Below are 21,377 nucleotides of genomic sequence, written 5' to 3' on the forward strand. Positions count from 1 at the left end.
GACCTACATAATATCGATTTGTCTTTAAGGAATGTAATATGTATGTATAATATTTATCCCCCATTTGTGGAGCTGAGGGGATTCGAACCCCTGACCTCTTGAATGCCATTCAAGCGCTCTCCCAACTGAGCTACAGCCCCGTAAAATTCATTGCAAATATAGATAAACTTACATTCGTGTGTCAAATAACATTAGAATTAAGAATAATGTATTTTGATAGAAAAAATTTTTTCATCATGAATAAATCAATCACTTATTACTTCTTTCAAAATAAATTCATTGAATTACATTTGAAGTAAGAATATCTTTGTATGAAAAATTTGTGAAGTTATGAACTATAGAAAATTTATTAACATCATTTTCATAATTACATTTGTGCTATTAATTTCATATTCATGTGATGATACTATCACACAACAAGATTTGGACAATAGACAAATTCCTGCTTCAAATGTAAGTTATTCACAACACATTCAACCTGTGTTTGATGCAAAATGCAATTATGCAGGATGTCATAATGATAGAGATTTAGCTGGTGGATTGAGTTTAACAAATTATTTTAACACAACTGCAGACTATTTAATTGTTGCCCCTGGTCTACCTGAAAACAGCAAACTTGTCTGGGCAATAGAAGGACGTGGCACAAATCCAATGCCTCCAGTAGGAAGATGGCCTCTCACTAAAAATCAAATAGATGGCATAAAAACCTGGATTAAAGAAGGTGCAAAGAATAATTAAATAAATCTCATTAGCAATTTTATTTACAACCATTTCATTTCTCTGTACCATGAAATTGTTCTTTTCATTCCTTCATCTAATGAAATCACTTGTTTATAACCTAATTCATTTTTTGCTTTTGAAACATCGCAGGTCCATTCTTTTTGAACAAAATCTTTTGCTTTCTCCAAATTAAAAGTTGCTGCTTTTGAACTGAACATTGCAAAAAATTGTGCTATTGCTGCTACTGCATAAACAAGAAAATGAGGAATTCTAACTTTAATCGCTCCTCTTCCAAATGCTTTTTTGATAGATTGACTAATCTGTTCCCATGTGTAAATTTCTTCTGAAGCAATAAAATAGAGTTGACCTTTAGATTTTTCAGATGTTGCTGCAAGGTAAATTCCATTTACTACATCATAAACATGACTTAAATTCAATTTCTTTTCATTGAATCCAACAAGTGTCATTAATCCCATTTTATAGGTTTTAAAAACCTGATAAATTTCTGTATCTCTTTCACCATAAACTGCAGGCAGTCTAACAATTGTTATGGGCAATCTATCCATATAATTTTTTGCAAGCTGCTCTTCGGCAAGTTTGCTTCTACCATAAGTTGTAATTGGATGTTCAGGAGTTTCTTCGTTACATGGTTTTCCATTCAATGAAGGTCCGCATGCAGTTTGACTGCTTACAACAACAATTCTTTTAATTTTTGAATCAAGTTCACATAATGCATCAAGAAGATTTCTTGTTGTTTCAACATTGCCTTTGAAATATCCTTCTTCTGTTTTTGATTTTACAACTCCAGCGATATGAAATAAATAATCAGCATCTTTAAGAACTTCTTTTAATTTTTCTTTATCAAATAATCCAGAATAAAAAATTTCTACTGATTTACCTTCAAGCCATTTTGTTGAACTTGTTTTTCTCAAAATACATTTTACATGATGACCTTTTTCAAGAAGATAATCGACCATATGGCTTCCTACAAATCCAGAAGCTCCCGTTACAACAGAAATAATTTTAGATTCCATAGTATTAAATAATTGTTAATTTTATTTATATTGTTTTTGTTGTTTAAGAATTTTATTCAAATAATATAACTAAAATATAAAAATCAAAATTTGTAAAACAATCTGGAGGTATTTTTGGGAGATTTATTCACAAAATGTTTTGAATTTACCCGCGCAGATGATATCAAAGCGCTGGGTTATTATCCATATTTCAGACCCATCGAAGAAAATGAGGGACCTGTAGTTCAAATTGAAGGAAGAAAAATTGTAATGGCAGGTTCCAATAATTACTTAGGTTTAACAGCACATCCCAAAGTCAAAGAAGCTGCTATAAAAGCAGTTGAAAAGTATGGTACCGGATGCTCAGGCTCAAGATACTTAACAGGCACACTTGACCTTCACATTGAATTAGAAAACAGATTAGCAAAGTTTTTTGGTGCAGAAGCTGTTCTTCTTTACAGTACAGGTTACCAAACTGCTCAAGGAATTATAACTGCATTAGTTCAAAAAGGAGAATATGTTGTTTCAGACAGAGATAATCATGCTTGTATTGTTGCAGGACAAATTATGGCACGCGGTGCTACTGCAGAACTTGTAAGATATAAACACAATGATATGAATGACCTTGAAAGAGTTCTTCAAAAAATTCCTATTGAAGCTGGTAAGTTAATTGTAAGCGATGGTGTTTTCAGCACAGGTGGAGAAATTGTAGATTTGCCAACACTTGTCGGTCTTGCTAAAAAATACAATGCACGCGTATTAATTGATGATGCACATGCTGTTGGAGTAATCGGAAAAGGCGGAAGAGGAACAGCAAGCGAATTCAATCTTGAAAAAGAAGTTGATTTAACAATGGGCACTTTCAGCAAAACATTCGCCTCTTTAGGTGGATTTGTTGCTGGTCCAGAAAGAGTAATTAATTATTTGAAACATCATTCATCAGCATTGATATTCAGTGCATCTCCAACCCCCGCAGCTGTTGCAGCCGCACTTGCAGCTCTCGATATTCTTGAACAGGAACCATGGCGCGTTCAAAAATTAATTAATAATGCCAATAAAGTTCGTCAAGGATTGAAAGAAGCTGGATTTAATATTGTTGACGGAAGAACAGCTATTGTTCCTGTAATTGTTGGTGATGACGAATTAGCATTTAAAATGTGGAGAAAACTTTTCGATGCAGGGGTTTTTGTTAATGTATTTATTTCACCGGGTGTTCCTCCAGGAAGACAAATGATGAGAACAAGCTACATGTCAACTCATGAAGATGAACATTTAGAATTTATTGTTGATACATTCAAAAAAGTTGGAAAAGAATTAGGATTAATTTAATAGTAATTCTTTAATCCATAAATGAGCCTGTCAAATTTATTTGATAAGGCTCTTTTTTAATTTTGGAGGTCTTATGTCAGAAATAAAAATAAAAAAAGTAGAATCAAAAAAAGATTTAATGACATTCATAAAATTCCCATGGAAAATTTATAAGAACGACCCCTACTGGGTACCACCTTTAATTTATGATAAGAAAAAAATTCTGGATAAGAAAAAAAATCCATTCTTTGAACATGCCGATATGGAATTATTTCTTGCAGAAAAAAATGGTGAACTTGTCGGTAGAATTGCAGCAATCAAAAACGACCTCCACAATCAATATCACAACGACAAAGTTGGTTTCTTCGGATTTTTTGAATGTATCAACGATCAGGAAGTTGCAAATAAACTTTTTGATGCAGCCAAAGAATGGCTGAAGTCAAAAGGCTTAAATGCAATGCGTGGTCCAGCTAATCCATCTTCAAATGATGAATATGGAATGTTGCTTGAAGGTTTTGATGATGAACCAAGAATTTTGATGCCTTATAATCCAAAATATTATTTAGACCTTTGTGAAAATTATGGTTTTAAAAAAGCTAAAGACCTTTACGCTTACAAAATCGAATATAATAAAATCATTACATCAGATAAGATTAAAAGAGTAGCACAAATTGCTCAAGAAAGATATAAACTAAAAATCACACAATTAGATATGAAGAACTTTAAGCGTGAATTAGAAAAAGTGAAATATGTTTACAACAAAGCTTGGGCTCCGAATTGGGGTTTTGTTCCAATGACAGAAAAAGAAATTGATGCGATGGCAAAAGACTTAAAACCACTAGTTGAACCATCACTTGTTCTTTTTGGAGAAATTGACAATCAGCTTGTTGGATTTTCTCTGGTTATGCTTGATTATAATCAATTATTCAAAACTATGAACGGAAGACTTTTTCCGTTTAACTTTATCAAACTTTTTACACAAAGAAAAAAAATTACATGGGCAAGAATTCTTACATTGGGTATAATCCCAGAATATCAAAAGCGAGGACTTGATGCAGTTTTCTATTGGGAAATTGTAAACCGAGCAGCTAAACTCGGAATTTATTTGGGTGAAGCAAGCTGGATTTTGGAAGATAACGACATGATGAACCGCGCAGCCGAGGTTATGAATAGTGAACTCTACAAAAAATACAGGATTTACGAAATACCTATTTAATCATTGCATTGAATAAACTGCTTATCCTATAAATAATCTAAAAGTTTATTTTAATGCCTCTTCATATTTTGCAATATGAGGAGCATCAATTTTTTTGAGTGTCTCAAAAATTGATTTGTCAGGATAGTTTTTCAATACCTCTACTATTTCACCAGCTTTAGCATCAAAAAATACTTTTAGCAGAACACTGCGTGTATCTATCTGGTCTCTTACTTTTTCAAGATTCTTTATAAGTTTTACAATATTTTTTATTCCAGTTTTTGGGTCACTTTCTAAAAGGTCTAAACCATTGTAATGATAATCAAAATAATCCATTCTAAATTGTTGATACTTTGCATTGACAAGATTTTCAGCAAGCCCTCGCCTGTTATACAAAGTTCCTTTTGCCTGCCAGCCTTCTGCAAATTGACTATTTGCCCCTTTTATAGTTATTTCTAATGCTTTTGAAAAATATTCTGAGCCGCCTAATTTGTAATACGAATCCATATCGAATCCAATAATTATATAAGCATAATAATCAAGAAGACTTACAAGAGGGTCGAAATCTGTTTGATTAAAATACATCGCTTGATTTTTTTCATATTTAAAATTCCATGCATTATCAAGAATGTTTAGCATTAGCGAATTTCTTTCTGTGCCTTCAATTGGTCGTTGACTTGTAACAACTAACTGAGCCATATAAGTTGTTTCATCACTTGAACTAATGAAGAAAATATTAAAACTACATTTTATTCTATCACCTTCCCAATTTCCTTTAGTAAATTTTGTGTTATTCAAATAACTTTGAATTTGATTCTGAAAATTTTCCAATCTCTCTTTAGCTGCAACTGGCAGCTGTTCATAATTAACACTAACAGTTGCGTCGAGTTCCTGAGCTTTAATAGTTGATGCAATAATCAATACAATCAATATTAGCTTTTTCATAACTAACTCTAATTTCTTTTTGTTCAAAATATGGAATTGAAAATAATTTTACAATCTATTAACTTGAATCCCAGTATGAAGAGGGTTTTGAAAATCTTTTTTCTTCTTTTGATTTCATTTGAATTATGTGTTGCACAGATTAAACCAGGTGCACGCCAAGCTGCTTTGTCGTTTTCGGATTTATCATCGTCAGATGTTTTTTCTTTGTTTTATAATCCTTCAACTTTAAGCAGTATTTCAAACAGCACAATTGGAATTTCATATTCACCTTCGCCGTTTGGTCTTAAAGAATTATTAACTGCTTACTTATCATACATTCAACCTGCAGAATTTGGGGTAATATCTGCCGGCTTTATGATTTATGGTTTTGAACTCTACAAAGAAACTCAATTTGCAATTGGCTTAAGCAAATCACTTTCAAATAATTTTTCGTTTGGAGTTACATCAATATTAAAAAATATCTCAATAAAAAATTATGGGAGCAGAGCTTTTCTTTTATTCAATCTTGGATGCAAAGCTGAATTAACAAAAAATCTAAATCTTGGTTTTGTATTCGAAAACTTAACAAGAACAACAATAAATAATGAGGAGAATCAATTCCCAGTAACATTAAATCTTGGAGTCAATTATTCACCCATTGACGATATAAATTTCTTTACAGCATTAGTTAAGGAACTCAACTATAATATTTCATTAAAATTGGGAGCTGAGTACAAGATTCTTGATTATTTGTCACTTAGAGTTGGAACTACAAATCAGCCAGAAGAATTTTCAGGTGGTTTTGGATTTTCTTATGACTTTATTTCAATTGAGTATGGAGTAATCTCGCATCAAGATTTGGGTTTAACACATCAATTTGGTTTAATTATTCAATTAAAATGAAAATTAAATCAGCATTTCTTTCATTGTTATTTTCATCATTAATTTTTGCACAGGTTGATTCAACAGAAATTAATGATGATTTTCAGATTTTGCTCGAAGATGCTTCGACAAATAAAGAAGATTTTCAGATTTATGATTTGATTGAAGAGCTTGTCAATCATCCAATTGATATCAATTCAGCTACATCTGAACAATTACTTCATATTCCATTTCTAAATTTATTAACAGCAAATGCTATCGTAAGATACCGAGATTTACATGGCAGCTTCAACTCACTTAATGAATTAAAAAATATTAATGAGCTTAATGATGAATTAATTGACCGAATAAAGCCTTTCATTCAAATCAAAAAAACTGATAACGAAATTCTATCATATAAAAATCTTTTACAAAGAATAAAAATTTCTAATCGATTAAGAACCATTCAGGATATTCAAACCAGAAAAGATTTTGCGGAAAACAAATTTGCAGGATCGAGGCAAAAAATTTATAACCGTTTTCTCATTAACTCACAAAATTATTTTCGAGCTGGATTTACAATGGAAAAAGATGCAGGTGAAAGTTCTTTATCAGATTTTTTCTCTTATCACTTTCAAATTAATAATTATTCAATTTTTTCGAATATCACTTTCGGTGACTACATAATTGAATTTGGTCAGGGACTTGCATTATGGGGACCATATTCATTTTCCAAAGGGATTGATGCTGTAAATTTTGTAAGTAGAAATGGAAGAACAATTATACCTTACACAAGCACAGACGAAAATAAATTTTTTCATGGCTTCGCAATGAATGTAAATGCCGGCAAATTAATTTTATCCCCATTTATTTCATATAATAAAATTGATGCATCAATAGATAGTATTTCAAACAACATAACTTCATTTGATTATGATGGTTATCATAGAACTAATACAGAAATTAATAAAAAAGATAGAGTTCGTGAAAATATTATTGGAACAGCAGTTAATTTATCTTTGTCTGCAAATAACAAAATTGGCTTGCTTTACTATCATTCAAAATTGAGCAATGAATTAAAATTAAATTCTGATAAGACTAACAGCTCGTTCGATTATTATTCAATAAGTTATTCAACATTAATAAAAAAAATAAATTTAATCGGCGAGATGGCTTATCACCAAAATTCTATTGCGGCTATCAATACAGCAATACTTGAAGCAGATAAAAATTTATCAGTTCTTTTTTCATACAGATATTATCCTAACAATTTTATAAGTCTGCATGGAAATTCATTTGGAGAAAATTCTTCGGTTCAAAATGAAATTGGATTTTATACAGGGATTTTATTGAAAACTAAATTTGGCAATTTCAATTTTTATTATGACCAATTTCAAAATCCAAAAACTGATAATACTTTATTATTATCTTCAAACGGCAAAGAATTTTTAATTTACTACTATAATAAAATTTTTCCACGGACTGAATTGAGAGTAAAATACAAGCATCAAAACAAAGAGATTACAAATAACTCGAATGAAGTAAAATCATTCATTAACAGAATCACAAACAATATTCGAATAGAAATTTTATTTAATTCATCATCAAAACTAAAATTAAAAACCAGATTAGAATTAATTTCTCTTTCTCAATTACAAAAAGAAAATGGATATTTAATTTCTGAAGATATCAACTATTTACCGAATAAGAATTTGCAATTTTATGGCAGAGTAATTTTCTTCAGAACAGATTCATACAACTCAAGACTTTATGAATATGAAAATGATTTGCCGGGAATCATGACAATTCCTGCTTTATATGGTGAAGGAATTAGATGGTATTTAATGATAAAATATAACACAAATTTTGGGATAAACTTTTCTTTAAAATACTCTGAATTATATAAACCAGGTGAAAGAACTTTAGGCACAGGATATAATGAAATTAAAGGTAATTTAGATAACAGAATTAGTCTTCAGATTGACTGGAGACTGTAAAACATCTTTAAGAAAATTCTTTCAATCAAGTTTATATCTCAAATTTAATTCCTTGAGCAAGAGGCAATTTAGTTCCAAAATTAATTGTATTAGTTTGACGACGCATATAAAATTTCCATGCATCAGAACCTGATTCACGGCCTCCGCCAGTATGTTTTTCTCCACCGAATGCACCACCAATTTCTGCACCAGATGTTCCAATATTAACATTTGCAATTCCGCAATCACTTCCCCATGCAGAAAGAAATTCTTCAGCTTCTCTCAAATTATTTGTGAAGATTGCAGAAGATAATCCCTGCACAACATCATTCTGAATATTAATTGCATTTTGAACATCGCCGGAATATTTAATCAAATAAAGAATTGGAGCAAAAGTTTCTTCCTGAACAATTTTGTAATGATTTTCAGCTTCCACAATTGCTGGAACAACATAACATCCAGATTCATAACCTTCGCCCGATAAAACATCACCGCCGTACAAAATTTTTCCTCCCTCTTTTTGAACAAGATTTAATGCATTCTTAAATTCTTCAACTGCAGCTTTGTCAATCAAAGGTCCAACATGATTTTTTTCGTCAAGTGGATTTCCAATTTTCAAACTCTGGTATGCTTTGATTAAAGAATCTTTAACTTTATCATAAATATCTTCATGAACAATTAAACGCCGGGTTGTTGTGCATCTTTGTCCTGCTGTTCCAACTGCTCCAAAAACTACTGCAGGAATTGCAAGATTTAAATCTGCATTTGGTGTTATGATAATTGCATTGTTCCCTCCTAACTCAAGAATTGCTCTCCCGAATCTTTTGGCAATTATACCAGCTGCATGCTGCCCTACCTGAATTGAACCAGTTAATGAAATCAATGGAATTCTTTTATCATTCAATAATTTTTCACCAATAGTTGAACCTTTGCCAATGATTAGCGAGAACAAACCTTCGGGCAAATTATTTTCTTTTATTACTTCTGACAAAATATTTTGAACTGCAATAGCAGATAAAGGTGTTTTTGAAGAAGGTTTCCATAAATTAACATCTCCACAAACTGTTGCAATCATAGCGTTCCATGACCAAACAGCTACAGGGAAATTGAAAGCAGTAATAATTCCTACAACACCCAAAGGATGATATTGTTCATACATTCTATGTTTTTCTCTTTCAGAAGTCATTGTAAAACCATACAACTGTCGTGACAAACCAACAGCAAAATCGCAAATGTCAATCATCTCCTGAACTTCACCTAATCCTTCTTGCAAAGATTTTCCCATCTCATAGGAAACTAATCTTCCAAGATTTTCTTTATAAGCTCTAAGTTTTAATCCAATTTGTCTAACAATATCACCGCGTTTGGGAGCTGGAACTGTTCGCCAGAATTTAAATGCTTCAACAGATTTTTCTACAACAAGGTCATAATCATTTTCACTTGCCTGATAAACTTTTGCAATTAATTTCCCATCAACAGGAGAAATAACTTCTATCATTCCACTGCTTTTGGTTCCAAGCCAGTTTAATCCGGTTGAAGCTCCAAAATTTTCTTCTTTTATTCCTAATAATTTTAAAAACTCCATATTGCCTCCTATAAATTCCTTTTTGCTCTTCAATTAATCAGTTTTATAGAGCTTATTGCAGATTCAATATATTCAAATTCTTTGTTGTAATTTTTTTTTAGAACTGTGAAATCGAATGTTATAATGCAATCTTTGCTTTTAAACACAATCTTGTTATTTATAAAATTTCCTATTTCATATTTGAATTGAGTTAAATGAATATTTGAATTAGCAAATTCATCTACTGATAAATTGTATAGATGATATTTATTGCTTATTAAATTTTTGTAATAATTCAATTTATCATTTAGAGATAATGAACTATCAGGTGAATCAACATATCCAACGCTCAGCAAACTATTTGTAGAATCGTTATAGAAAAGATAAACTGGCGTGTAAAAAAAATTTTTCTCGTTAGATTCAGAATTTTTTGAAAAGCTTTCTACTTTTCTTGAAAATTCGGGTTGTTTAATTTGCCAATCAATTGGAGGATTAAATTTAATCTTCAATTTTTCATCAGTAATTTCAGCGGCAAGTTTCGATTTGTCTATTCTATTACGAAAATTAAATTTATCATTACTTTTTTTACTGCACCCTGTAATAATAATCAATAATAAAATGATGCAAGAAAATTTGATTCGCATTATTATTCAATTTTTATTCTCGATTTAAATTAAGCAAAAATATTTCTTTAACAAACTTCAGCATTTCAATAAAATAAATATTTAATGTACTCTAAAATTGATTTGTTAATATTGAGTATGATTCATAATTTAACAGTGAAATTTCGCAATTATTTATGAAGTACATTGATTTTCAAAAACTAACCGGCAGAAAAAACTTAAAAAGCTACTTAAGTTCCCGCTTAGAACAAGTTTACTAAGTTCTTCCCCTCTCAGCATACTTACCAAAATAAAAACTAAAAAAATTGAGAGGTCACTATGTCAGAAAATACTAATACTGCATTTGTTAATAACATTACCAAAGTTACTCCTGAAAATGCACTTAATGTACTTCGCAAAGTAATGTTAATTGATGGTTTTGAAATTGTTCTTGATTTAGAAAAAAGTCACGGTTTAACAATTATTGATGCTAAGACAGGAGATGAATATTTAGATTTCTATTCATTCTTTGCTTCTGCCCCGCTTGGGATGAATCATCCAAAGTTAAACACGAAAGAGTTCAAAGAAGAATTAACATTAGCTGCAATGAATAAACCATCTAATTCAGATATCTATACAGTTGAAATGGCAAAATTTGTTGATACTTTATGCAGACTTGCAAAGCCGGAATATTTCAAACATTTGTTTTTTGTAGAAGGCGGAACACTTGCAGTTGAAAATGGACTTAAAGCAGCATTTGATTGGAAAGTCAAAAAAAATTTTATGAAAGGATATAAGGAAGAAAAGGGTCAACAGGTTATTCATTTTCGTCAGGCTTTTCATGGCAGGTCAGGATATACATTGTCATTAACAAACACAGACCCAATTAAAACTGCACACTATCCTAAATTCAATTGGCCCAGAATTACGAATCCCAAAATAATATTCCCGATGGAAGAAAATTTAGACAAGATTATTCAAATGGAAAATCAGGCAATAAATGAAATTTATTCAGCAATTAAAAACAACAAAGATGATATTGCAGCAATTATAATTGAACCAATTCAAGGTGAAGGTGGAGATAACTTTTTCAGAAAAGAATTTTTCTTAAAACTCAGAGAGATTGCAGACGAACATGAAATAATGCTTATGTTAGATGAGGTTCAAACAGGAGTTGGTTTAACAGGCAAAATGTGGGCTCATGAACACTTTGTTCAGCCTGATATTATATCATTTGGGAAAAAACTTCAGGTTTGTGGAATTATGGTCAGCAGCAGAATCGACGAGGTTGAAGATAATGTTTTAAGAGTATCAGGGAGAATTAATTCAACATGGGGCGGAAATTTAACTGATATGGTAAGAGCAAGAAAATATCTCGAAGTTATTGTTGAAGATAACTTAATTGAAAATGCAAGAGTTGTTGGCAACTATCTTTTAGAAAAACTATTAGAAGTCCAAAAAGATTTTCCTCATCTTGTTAGTCAAGCACGTGGACTTGGCTTAATGTGTGCTTTTGATATGCCGTCACCAGAAATTAGAAAAAGATTTCTCTCAAAATTATTTGAAAACAAAATGCTTATGCTTGGTTGTGGTGTATCAACTGTAAGATTCAGACCGCCATTAATTATTACAAAAGATGAGGTAGATAAAGGAATTGAAATAATAAGAAGAACACTTCGAAGTTTATAAAAGGCTCTTCAACAGAGCCTTTATTTTAATATCCTGCACCTTGGTCGTGCTTCTTCTCAAGTTTTTGAACCAACTTAAATCTAATTGCACCATTAAATAATTGTGAAGAATTCCATAATTTATAACCACCTGCAAGACTATTATCATCGCCAAACCATGCATCAATATCGCCATTGACATTACCAACGTTTGTATCTCTTAATGTAAATGTTAAAATAGTATGTTTATTAATTACAGTGCCTTCAAAATTGAATGTTATTGCATTCCAACTGCCTGTTCCATAAACTTTATTACCTTCATGAGAAAGCAATAAAATTACAATTGGGTCAGCATTATCAGGCGAATAAGGAATTGACTGATATTGTCCACTGTAATCATTTGGTACTGTTGGTTCAATGATTTTTTCTGTTACGCACGATGTTACAAGAAATACTATTACTGCACCCATCATCAATATTTTTTTCATGTTAACCTCACAATAATAACTTTACTAATATTGTTTGTTGCTTCTGGCTTATTATCGTAAAGATGTGAATGTTTGTTTAATTACTTGCCGAAGAAAAATTTTGTGGCAGTCAAAAAATGATTTTGTAGAAATAATTTACACTGAAATTAATTCTACGAAAAATATTTTTTATTAAAATTCCTGTGTAATTGAACGATAATAATTATTACTTTTTGTAAGCAAATAATTTTTTCTATTAGAAATAATTTTATTCACTAACAAAAAATTTATGAGTAGTTCCTTCGATAAAAACAAATACGGAAAAATTTATGTAGTAGCTACACCCATTGGCAATTTAGAAGATATAACATTGCGTGCATTAGAGACATTAAAGAGTGTTGACTTCGTAATTTGTGAAGATACAAGAGTAACAAAAATTCTTTTTGACCACTACAACATTCAGAAAAAATTTGTAGTTGTTAATGCAAACAATGAAGAATTTCAGATAAATAAAATTTTACAAGAAATAAAATCTGGTTATTCGTGTGCCCTTGTTTCTGATGCTGGTACACCCTTGATATCTGACCCTGGTTCTAAATTAATTAATGAAGCTATACAGAATGAAATAAAAATTATACCTGTTCCTGGTCCAAGTGCTGTTACTGCTGCTTTAAGTGTAAGCGGTTTACCTTCAAGTTCTTTTGTATTCGAAGGCTTTTTACCTCAAAAGAAAGGAAGAAAGAAAAAACTTCAGGAACTTGCAAAAGAAGAGAGAACAATTGTTCTCTATGAATCAATGCATCGAATTAAAAAACTGATAGAAGAGTTAAATAATTACATGCCTGAAAGATTGATTGTTGTTGCAAGAGAGTTAACAAAAAAATTTGAAGAAGTTTGGCGAGGTACACCAAATGAAATTTTAAAAGATTTTGATAAAAAAATAATCAAAGGAGAATTTGTAGTTATAATTGCACCAAAAAATTTTTCAATTGATTTTAAGTGAATTTCTCAATCAAATTTATTGAAATATTCTATTCCGAATCGTACTGAATTAAAGAGTATACTTCAAAATCTTTTAATTTTTCTCGTCCTTTAAGAAAACTTAACTCTATTAGAAATGAAATTTGAACAACTTTTGCTCCCAATTTTTCAACTAATTTACAAGCTGCTTCCATAGTTCCCCCAGTAGCAAGCAAGTCATCATGCATTAGGACTAAATCCCCACTTTCAACAGCATCTTTATGAATTTCAACAGAGTCAATTCCATACTCTAACGAGTATGTTTCTGACAATTTTTCTGCTGGAAGTTTACCTGGTTTTCTAACTGGCACAAAACCTACCCCCAGTTTATTTGCCAGCGCAGCACCCAAAATAAAGCCGCGAGATTCAATCCCAACTACTTTAGTTATCTTTTTGTTTTTACATAAGTTATACAATTCATCTACAGCATATTTAAATGCTTTTCCATCTTTAAGTAAAGTAGTAATATCCCTGAACATAATTCCCTTTTTGGGAAAATCAGGTATTGTTCTAATGTAATTTTTTAATTCCATATTGGCACCCTTTAATAGATATATTTTTCTTCCTTTTTTAATTCCTCAAGATAATTCATTAATAAATTTTCAATGGGAGCATACTCAGTTAATTTCATCAATTCCTGTTTTATTTTTGATGAATTTCTTAAACCTTTTAAGTAACCCGACCAGAATTTTCTGAATGGTATTATAGCTGCTCTTGGCTCTTTAATTTCAAGTGAATATTTCAAATGGCGTAGAGCTGTTTGAAACCTAAATTCAGGGGAATCAACTAATTTTATTTCTCCATACTCTAAAAGTTCTTTAGCTTCTCTAAAAATCCATGGCTTTTCAATTGCACCGCGAGCAATCATTACCCCATCAGCATTTGTAGTTTCAAATGCCTTTTTTACATCGTAAGCTGTAAATACTCCACCATTAAGAAAAACAGGAATCTTAACTACTTCTTTAACTTTTGGAATCCATGACCAATCAGCTTCTCCATTATGTCCTTGACTTCTTGTTCTGCAATGAACTGTTATTGCAGAAGCGCCCGCATCTTCAATTCTTTTTGCTATCTCAATAATATTAATTGAGTTCTCATCCCAACCTATTCTTGTTTTCACAGTTACTGGAATTTTAACAGTCTTAACAATTGATTCAACCATTTTTTGCATATAATCCGGATCACGCAATAAACCTGCCCCTGCACCTCGATTAGCAATTTTTTTAACCCAGCAGCCGGCATTAATATCAATAATGTCTGGATTTTTTTTCTCTGCTATTTTTGCAGCTTCTATCATAGGTTCTAAGTTACCGCCATAAATTTGGATTCCAACTGGTCTTTCTTCTTCAGTAATTTCAAGTTTCTTAAATGTCTTTTTGTTAGAGCGTATTAATCCATCTGAATTAACAAATTCAGTATAAACTATATCTGCACCAAATTCTTTGCATAATTTTCTGAATGCAATATCTGTAACATCTTCCATTGGTGCTAAAAGCAAAGCTTTATTTATTTTGATTTTGCCAATGTTCATGTTAAAATAATTTTTTTCAAAAAGTTAATTACAATGATTAATATAAAAAATGTAAAAACTGCTCCTGTAAGAAATGGAGCTTTATAACCCAGATAATCATAAGAAAAGCCGCCCCAGAGCGGACCAAGCACTCTTGCAAATGCAGAGAATGATTGATTCAAACCAAGAACGGAACCCTGTTCTTCTTTAGGTGAATATTTTGAAATCATACTTAAAATTAATGGCTGCAGAATTCCTGTCCCAATTGATAATATCGAAATAATAATAACAACTCCCAAAAAATTTCCTCCGTATGGAATTCCAGCAAGTCCTAACATCATAAAAATTAAACCAAGATATAAAAGAGTTCGTTCTGAAAATTTATTTGTGAATTTAATTAATCCACCTTGAACGATAGCACCAATAATACCCATTATACCAAAAAGAATCCCATTTTGCTGGTCATTAAAATGATAAAATTTATAACCAAGCAGTGCAAATGTTCCATACATATTAGCAATTGAAAAAATAACCAAGAAAAAAATAATTATTAACAAACCAACAACAGGTTTTCGTATAACTTCTTTAATATAAACTAAATCAAATAACTTAAAACGGAAATTTATTTTCTCCGATTTTTTTTGTCTGGATTCTGGTAAAATTAATAATGCAAATAAAAACGCAGTGAAAGAAAAAACTGCGCTGCTTAAACCAGTAATTGTATAACCGAACTTTGAAATAAATGCACCAATCAAAGGACCAAAGACAAATCCAAGACCAAATGCAACTCCAATTATTCCCATTCCCTTAAGTCTCTCTTCTGGAGGAGTTATATCAGCAATATATGCTTGAGCAACTCCAATATTGCTTCCACCAAGTCCAGCTAAAGCTCTTGACAAGAACAATACTCCAAAAGATTTAGCAAAAATAAAGATAACATAAGAAATTGATGTTAATAATAATGTAGATGCAATTATTGGTTTTCTTCCAACAGCATCAGATAATTTGCCGAGTAATGGATTAAATAAAAACTGCATCAAAGAAAAAATTGCTACAATTATTCCAATCCCATAATCGGGCACACCTAATTCTTTGCTTGCAAAGGTTGGCAGAATTGGAATTAATATTCCAAAACCCATTAAATCTATAAATATTGTTATAAATATTACTGTAAGCGATGCTTTATTTTTCATACAAATGAAATATTAACATGCAAAGATATGAAATTGGTTAATAATTCTGATTTAAAAACATTTCCTTAATATCATTGTAACTTCTTTTGATAAGTTTTTTATCAGAATTATTTAGAAATGGATAATCATTTATTTTGAACGTATCACAAGGAATAATATAAAATTGATTTTTCCCATCAATCAAACCTTTATAAACCCAGGTAGGAATTATTGAAATGCTGTCCAATGCAAATGTATTGTTAATTTTACTTAGATAAACACTAAGAATTACTCCAGCATCAGAATATCTCCATCTTTGATTTGAAATAAAATTTCCTAATGAATATGCAACCAATGTTTTACCAATTTTATTTCCAGAACTATAAATCATTATTGGTTGAACAACATGCGGATGACTTGCAACAATAACGTCTGCCCCATATTCAATTGTTTTTCTTACAATTTCTTTTTGATAGGATGATGGATTTCTTTTATACTCATCTCCAAAATGAAAATAAACTAAAATTATATCAGCAGCTTTTTCTTTTAATTGATTAATCTCCCTTTTAATCAAAAGAGTATCAATAATTTTAACTGCATATTTGTTCATCTTTAAATTAATGTTCAACCCGTAAGTATAAGCCAATAATCCAATCTTAAAATTTTTTTTACTAATAATTCTTAATGAATCATAATCGCTTTTTGAAAAGTAAGTTCCTATGTATTCCATTTGATTCTTTTTAATAGAATTAATTGTTCTAAGTATTCCAGAAATTCCTTGATCATAAGCATGATTGTTAGAAGTAAACAAAATATCAAAACCAGCATATTTAAGTGCATCAACAAATTCTGGTGGGGAATTAAAAGTTGGATAACCTTTATAAAAATCTTTTTCTTCGCCTATGACAGTCTCTAAATTCCCAAAAGTTAAATCGGAATTTTCAAGAAATTCTTTAATGTAATTGAATGATGGCTTGAAATCGAAACTGTCTTTATTTATTTGAGCAGCATTTAATTGAGGAAGATGACACATTAAGTCGCCAACGAAAGTCAATTTAATTTTAGATTCAGAAACATTGGATAATTGATTTGAAGAGCTATTCTGATATAACTCAAACAGGAATGAATAAGAAATTATAAATAGGCAAACAGAAAGAAATTTTACAAATAATGATTTAAAAAACAGGCTGGATATAAAAATCCAGCCTTTTACAAATATATTATTCACTTTTTGAAGCTTTGCGTTGAGCCTTTACTTCTTGAATCTCATTTCTTATTTCTTGAGCCATTTTTTTCAGCTCACTCAATCCTTTTCTTAGACGAGTGCCTGCAGCTGCTTGACCTTTTTCGTAGAACTTAATTACGTCTGTTTCTAAACTTTTAACGAACTCTACTAAATTTTGATACTTTTGCATGTATACCTCCATACTTTTTAATTATTTAATAAGTTTTCAAGAATTATTTCGGAAATATCTTTAACTGCAATTTCATCGGATTTATTAAAAGTTTTTAATCCATCAGAAAGCATAGTCATACAAAATGGACAAGCTGATGCAATCACATCAGCATTAGTTTTAATTGCTTCTTTGGTTCTATTTTCATTAATTCTTTCACCCTCATTTTCTTCAAGAAACATTCTTCCGCCCCCTGCCCCGCAGCAAAAACCTCTGTCTCTATTTCTTTCCATTTCAATTAGATTTATCCCATTAATCATTTTCAGAGATTCTCTTGGTGAATCATAAATATTATTATATCGGCCAAGATAGCATGAATCATGATAAGTAATTCTTTGTTTCAGCGATTCGTCTTTCAATTTTAATTTTCCCTCTTTCAATAAATTCAAAATCATGTCAGTATGATGAATAACTTCATAATTTCCGCCAAAGTGTGGATATTCATTTTTCAACATATTAAAACAATGAGGACAGCCAGTTACAATTTTTTTAACATTATACTTATTCAGAGTTTCGACATTTTCTTGTATTAACATTTGAGCCAGATATTCATTTCCTAACTTTCGTGCTGCATCCCCTGTGCATTTTTCTTCAACGCCCAGAATTCTAAATTCAATATTTGCATTTTGCATCAATTTTGCAATTGATTTTGTCACTTTTTGATAACGAGCATCAAAAGAGCCAGCACATCCTACCCAGAATAAAATTTCACAATTTGAATCTTCTGCCATAGTTTTTATATTCATTCCTTCAGCCCAATTCGCCCTATCCTGCGCATTAAAAGCCCATGGTGTAAAGTTCGTTTCTATATTTCTGAAAACTGCATTTAATTCAGATGGAAAATTTGATTCCATTAAAACAAGATTTCTTCTTAAATCTACAATTGTATCAATATGTTCAATAGTAACTGGACATTCATTCATGCAAGCTCCACAAGTTGTACACGCCCAAACTTCTTCATCTGTTATATAATCATGAATAAGTGTTCTGGTTAATATTTCATTCTCATTAACACCATTTAACAATAAAGGAGCTTTATCTTCGGTTCTATGACGAATATTTTTTATAATCTCACGAGGTGATAATTTTTTTCCTGTATGCGAAGCTGGGCATGCATCTGTGCATCTTCCACATTCAGTGCATGCAAATCCATCAAGTATTTGTTTCCATGTTAAATGCTCAAAATCTGATGCGCCAAATTGAGTGATATTTTCATCTTCAAGATTTATTTTTTTCAGAACAAATTTTTCATGATTAAGTTTGGAAAAGTAAACATTTGGAATTGACGAAATAACATGGAAATGTTTTGAATAAGGAAGAAAATTTAAAAAACTCAGTACAAGCAAAATATGAACCCACCAAAAAATTTCATATGATATTTTTGATAATGAAACTGCATTTGTAAAAAAATATTTGCTTAGCGCTGCAGAGACTGGCCTAAATTCATTTTCTGATAATGAAAAATTATTAAATGCAATATATGCAGAATTCTGCCCAAACATTGAAATAACTACTCCAAGTATCAAAAGCAAAATTATTGCTGCATCTAAATTTCCTTCTTTGCCTGCATTTAATCTTGGGATTCTTATTATAAATCTTCTGTAAAGAGCGGTTAAAACAGAAATAATAACAAGCAATCCAAATAAATCTTGAATTAATGTAATAATTTTGTAGAAAGAACCTAAAAATTCCCAGCTGAAATTAGAATAGAATCCCTGAATGATTGATTCAAGTACAGCAAGAAGAAAAATTATAAATCCCCAGAAAATGAAAAAATGAACTGTGCCAGCTACAGGTTCTCTTAATAATTTTGATTGTGCAAATGCAATTTTCAATACATTTTTTATTCTTTCTACAGGATTATCAAATCTATTCTCTTTCTGACCCAAAAGAATATATCGAATAATTTTTCTTAGATTATAAAGAAAAAATCCAATTGCACTAAAGAATACAATAATAAAAATTATATTTTTAGCATTCATTTTTAATCCGAAATTGTGAAATTATTTATTCTTTATGGAACTTAATGTTAATTGCTTTATAAATGCTGAATGCTGCAATTACTTTGATAAAATCCCATACAGAAAATATAAATGCACCGCTAAATAGAGCTTGTTTAAAATTGCCATTTAAGAATAATGCAAGATATGATGCCCCGCCAACTAAAACTATTAGTTCCCCAAGTATAAAAGAAAGAAATAAATACAGATTTGTATTTTTCTTTTCAATTAAATATCCAGTTAAAAATGCAGCAAAGGGAAATGATAACAAATATCCTCCAGTTGGACCAAATAATTTTAATATTCCAGCACTAAAACCAGCAAACACAGGTAATCCAAGAACTCCAAGCGCTAAATATATTAATTGACTTAATAAACCATTTCTTGCACCCAAAAAAGCTCCAGATAATATTACAATCATTGTTTGAAGTGTAAAAGGAACAGGTTGAACAGGTATTATGAATTGAGCACTAAGAAATGTAAGTAATGAAAATGAAATTATACCTAACAATTGTTTTGATTTGATTTTATCTAAGACATAAACAATTTGATTGGATAATTCTTTTACTATCATGTTTCACCTTTTTTTATTTAAGATTATTTTGAAAAAAATTGAATGTGGTTTCTAATACTCTTTCAAATTTTTCATTTGAACCATTGAAAGGATGAACAACATCAAAAGTATGTCCTGTGCCATATATTTTGAAAAATTCTGTCTTAGTTTTATTTGACCATTCATACAATTGCATTGCCTCTTTTACAGGAACAACCATATCCTGATTGCCATGAACAATTAACAATGGTCTATTAAACTGTGACACAGCTTTTTGAATATTCAAAAAATCATCTGAATTTTTTTCAATATCTTCAAGAAGAGAAATATCAAGTTTCATTACTTGATTTGTTCTCGTATTTATGATTTCGAGATAACCTTTTTTGCGCCATTGTTCTTTTTGTCGTTCAGTATATCTATCGAGCTTTGAAATTGAAGCCCATAGACTAACGCAGCTTATATCGTTTCTTTTGCTTGCTGTTAAAATTGCAATTGCTCCTCCACGACTGTGTCCTATATATCCTATTTTACCATTGAAATTGATATTAAAGAAATCAGATTTTAATGCTTCTGTAAGTTCGTTTAATTCTCTAATTTCTCTTGAAATTGTATTTTTAGCAAATTTATCAAGTTCTGTAAATTCTGTTAAATTTTCTCCAATGCCATTAAAAGAAAAATTAAATGTTATCACAAAAAAACCTTTATTGGCAAAATAATCTCCAAGATAAGGAACAAACCCCCAATCTTTAAAACCTTTAAAACCATGGACAAAAATAATTGCATTCCCACTAAAATTATTTCTATTAAAGTAAGTGGTAATTGCAAGTTTTTCATTATCGGATGTAAAAAGAGTAAAATTTTCAATCATATAGTGCGAAATATGAATATTAGTGATTCGAAAGTCAAGAATTTATTATACTTGGTTTTGATGATAAAAAAATCTAATATACAACTCACTAAAGCTTTCCAATTTTTTTACGATTATAAGTTAGAAAAAATAGCTTTCAAAGAAAAATGACAATAGAAGAAAAAGCAAAATGGTTTGATGTTGCAATGAGATTTGGATTAGAGGGTAAAATACACCTTGTTATGAAATCAAACAAAAATGGCGTTGCAAAATGGGCTATAGTTAATACAGAAAATAACACAGTCTTAAATTCAAATTTAGAATGGGAACCAGAACCTCCTGCAAAGAAAAGAGATGAAAGCTTTTTAATTAGAACAAGATTCAGTTTTGAGGATGCAGTTGCTCTTTATAAACAGTACAAAATGTTTGCAGTAGAAACTTCACAAGCTGTATAATATTCTATTTTTGAACTCATACTTTTAATAATCCACTCCTTATATAATTTTATTTTAGAATCCATTTCT

The 21,377-nt window shown here is 30.5% G+C and carries 21 protein-coding genes and 1 tRNA gene; 8 read left to right on the forward strand and 14 right to left on the reverse strand.

All coding sequences use genetic code 11. The features are described 5' to 3' along the window. Nucleotides 1-67 precede the first annotated feature (67 nt). Nucleotides 68-140 (reverse strand) — tRNA-Ala (locus AC27L2_RS00005). Nucleotides 141-330: 190 nt separating this feature from the next. On the opposite strand from AC27L2_RS00005, the gene AC27L2_RS00010 reads away from it, so the two are divergent. Further along, a complete protein-coding gene (locus AC27L2_RS00010; protein WP_487209600.1) occupies nucleotides 331-738 on the forward strand; it encodes a c-type cytochrome domain-containing protein in 408 nt (135 codons plus the stop codon). 23 nt (nucleotides 739-761) lie between these two features. On the opposite strand, the gene AC27L2_RS00015 is transcribed toward AC27L2_RS00010, so the two are convergent. Next, the gene (locus AC27L2_RS00015) at nucleotides 762-1,754 is read right to left on the reverse strand and encodes an NAD-dependent epimerase/dehydratase family protein (protein WP_487209601.1); all 993 of its coding nucleotides are present in this window, start codon (nucleotides 1,752-1,754) and stop codon (nucleotides 762-764) included. A gap of 114 nt (nucleotides 1,755-1,868) precedes the next feature. Between AC27L2_RS00015 and AC27L2_RS00020 the strand changes: the two genes are divergently transcribed. Both AC27L2_RS00020 and AC27L2_RS00025 read left to right on the forward strand, forming a co-directional pair. Further along, complete coding sequence (locus AC27L2_RS00020) at nucleotides 1,869-3,062, forward strand: aminotransferase class I/II-fold pyridoxal phosphate-dependent enzyme (RefSeq protein ID WP_487209602.1); 1,194 nt, start codon at nucleotides 1,869-1,871, stop codon at nucleotides 3,060-3,062. Between the two features lie 73 nt (nucleotides 3,063-3,135). Further along, nucleotides 3,136-4,257, forward strand: coding sequence for a hypothetical protein (locus AC27L2_RS00025; RefSeq protein WP_487209603.1), 1,122 nt, complete (start codon nucleotides 3,136-3,138; stop codon nucleotides 4,255-4,257). Between the two features lie 45 nt (nucleotides 4,258-4,302). Here the strand turns inward: AC27L2_RS00025 and porD are convergent, their stop codons facing one another. Next, nucleotides 4,303-5,181 (reverse strand): type IX secretion system protein PorD, encoded by an 879-nt coding sequence (gene porD, locus AC27L2_RS00030; RefSeq protein WP_487209604.1) that lies wholly within the window; start codon nucleotides 5,179-5,181, stop codon nucleotides 4,303-4,305. An 87-nt stretch (nucleotides 5,182-5,268) separates the two neighbouring features. On the opposite strand from porD, the gene AC27L2_RS00035 reads away from it, so the two are divergent. Continuing rightward, nucleotides 5,269-6,063 (forward strand): PorV/PorQ family protein, encoded by a 795-nt coding sequence (locus tag AC27L2_RS00035; RefSeq protein ID WP_487209605.1) that lies wholly within the window; start codon nucleotides 5,269-5,271, stop codon nucleotides 6,061-6,063. After that, a complete protein-coding gene (locus AC27L2_RS00040; RefSeq protein ID WP_487209606.1) occupies nucleotides 6,060-8,018 on the forward strand; it encodes a helix-hairpin-helix domain-containing protein in 1,959 nt (652 codons plus the stop codon). Before AC27L2_RS00035 ends, AC27L2_RS00040 begins: the two co-directional genes overlap by 4 nt. 31 nt (nucleotides 8,019-8,049) lie before the next feature. Here AC27L2_RS00040 and amaB read toward each other — a convergent pair whose 3' ends face one another. After that, nucleotides 8,050-9,582, reverse strand: a complete 1,533-nt coding sequence (gene amaB / locus AC27L2_RS00045) for an L-piperidine-6-carboxylate dehydrogenase (protein ID WP_487209607.1) — start codon at nucleotides 9,580-9,582, stop codon at nucleotides 8,050-8,052. Nucleotides 9,583-9,611: 29 nt separating this feature from the next. Continuing rightward, the gene (locus AC27L2_RS00050; RefSeq protein WP_487209608.1) at nucleotides 9,612-10,205 is read right to left on the reverse strand and encodes a hypothetical protein; all 594 of its coding nucleotides are present in this window, start codon (nucleotides 10,203-10,205) and stop codon (nucleotides 9,612-9,614) included. 297 nt (nucleotides 10,206-10,502) lie between these two features. Here AC27L2_RS00050 and lat point away from each other — a divergent pair, with 297 nt between their 5' ends. Next, nucleotides 10,503-11,852 (forward strand): L-lysine 6-transaminase, encoded by a 1,350-nt coding sequence (lat, locus tag AC27L2_RS00055; RefSeq protein ID WP_487209609.1) that lies wholly within the window; start codon nucleotides 10,503-10,505, stop codon nucleotides 11,850-11,852. 25 nt (nucleotides 11,853-11,877) lie between these two features. Here lat and AC27L2_RS00060 read toward each other — a convergent pair whose 3' ends face one another. Further along, the gene (locus AC27L2_RS00060) at nucleotides 11,878-12,318 is read right to left on the reverse strand and encodes a hypothetical protein (RefSeq protein WP_487209610.1); all 441 of its coding nucleotides are present in this window, start codon (nucleotides 12,316-12,318) and stop codon (nucleotides 11,878-11,880) included. Between the two features lie 268 nt (nucleotides 12,319-12,586). Here AC27L2_RS00060 and rsmI point away from each other — a divergent pair, with 268 nt between their 5' ends. Beyond that, complete coding sequence (rsmI, locus tag AC27L2_RS00065; RefSeq protein ID WP_487209611.1) at nucleotides 12,587-13,300, forward strand: 16S rRNA (cytidine(1402)-2'-O)-methyltransferase; 714 nt, start codon at nucleotides 12,587-12,589, stop codon at nucleotides 13,298-13,300. A gap of 28 nt (nucleotides 13,301-13,328) precedes the next feature. Here rsmI and AC27L2_RS00070 read toward each other — a convergent pair whose 3' ends face one another. Genes AC27L2_RS00070 through AC27L2_RS00105 form a run of 8 tightly spaced genes read right to left on the reverse strand, consistent with a single transcriptional unit; the run spans nucleotide 13,329 to nucleotide 20,874 of the window. Further along, nucleotides 13,329-13,850, reverse strand: a complete 522-nt coding sequence (locus tag AC27L2_RS00070; protein WP_487209612.1) for an adenine phosphoribosyltransferase — start codon at nucleotides 13,848-13,850, stop codon at nucleotides 13,329-13,331. 11 nt (nucleotides 13,851-13,861) lie between these two features. Continuing rightward, nucleotides 13,862-14,848, reverse strand: a complete 987-nt coding sequence (gene dusB, locus AC27L2_RS00075; RefSeq protein WP_487209613.1) for a tRNA dihydrouridine synthase DusB — start codon at nucleotides 14,846-14,848, stop codon at nucleotides 13,862-13,864. After that, the gene (locus AC27L2_RS00080) at nucleotides 14,845-16,020 is read right to left on the reverse strand and encodes an MFS transporter (protein ID WP_487209614.1); all 1,176 of its coding nucleotides are present in this window, start codon (nucleotides 16,018-16,020) and stop codon (nucleotides 14,845-14,847) included. Before AC27L2_RS00080 ends, dusB begins: the two co-directional genes overlap by 4 nt. A gap of 37 nt (nucleotides 16,021-16,057) precedes the next feature. Continuing rightward, nucleotides 16,058-17,227: a CapA family protein gene (locus AC27L2_RS00085; protein WP_487209615.1), complete on the reverse strand. Its 1,170-nt coding sequence runs from the start codon at nucleotides 17,225-17,227 to the stop codon at nucleotides 16,058-16,060. Beyond that, complete coding sequence (locus AC27L2_RS00090; RefSeq protein ID WP_487209616.1) at nucleotides 17,220-17,414, reverse strand: histone H1; 195 nt, start codon at nucleotides 17,412-17,414, stop codon at nucleotides 17,220-17,222. Before AC27L2_RS00090 ends, AC27L2_RS00085 begins: the two co-directional genes overlap by 8 nt. A 17-nt stretch (nucleotides 17,415-17,431) precedes the next feature. Further along, nucleotides 17,432-19,435 (reverse strand): (Fe-S)-binding protein, encoded by a 2,004-nt coding sequence (locus AC27L2_RS00095; protein WP_487209617.1) that lies wholly within the window; start codon nucleotides 19,433-19,435, stop codon nucleotides 17,432-17,434. 25 nt (nucleotides 19,436-19,460) lie between these two features. Next, nucleotides 19,461-20,027 (reverse strand): biotin transporter BioY, encoded by a 567-nt coding sequence (locus tag AC27L2_RS00100; RefSeq protein WP_487209618.1) that lies wholly within the window; start codon nucleotides 20,025-20,027, stop codon nucleotides 19,461-19,463. Nucleotides 20,028-20,040: 13 nt separating this feature from the next. Beyond that, nucleotides 20,041-20,874 carry an alpha/beta hydrolase family protein gene (locus tag AC27L2_RS00105; protein WP_487209619.1) on the reverse strand — a complete coding sequence of 278 codons (834 nt, stop codon included), beginning with the start codon at nucleotides 20,872-20,874 and terminating at the stop codon, nucleotides 20,041-20,043. A gap of 146 nt (nucleotides 20,875-21,020) precedes the next feature. Between AC27L2_RS00105 and AC27L2_RS00110 the strand changes: the two genes are divergently transcribed. Further along, nucleotides 21,021-21,308, forward strand: coding sequence for a hypothetical protein (locus AC27L2_RS00110; RefSeq protein WP_487209620.1), 288 nt, complete (start codon nucleotides 21,021-21,023; stop codon nucleotides 21,306-21,308). The last annotated feature ends 69 nt before the right edge of the window (nucleotides 21,309-21,377 follow it).

The sequence above is a fragment of the Rosettibacter sp. KY25 genome (genome assembly GCF_057554405.1).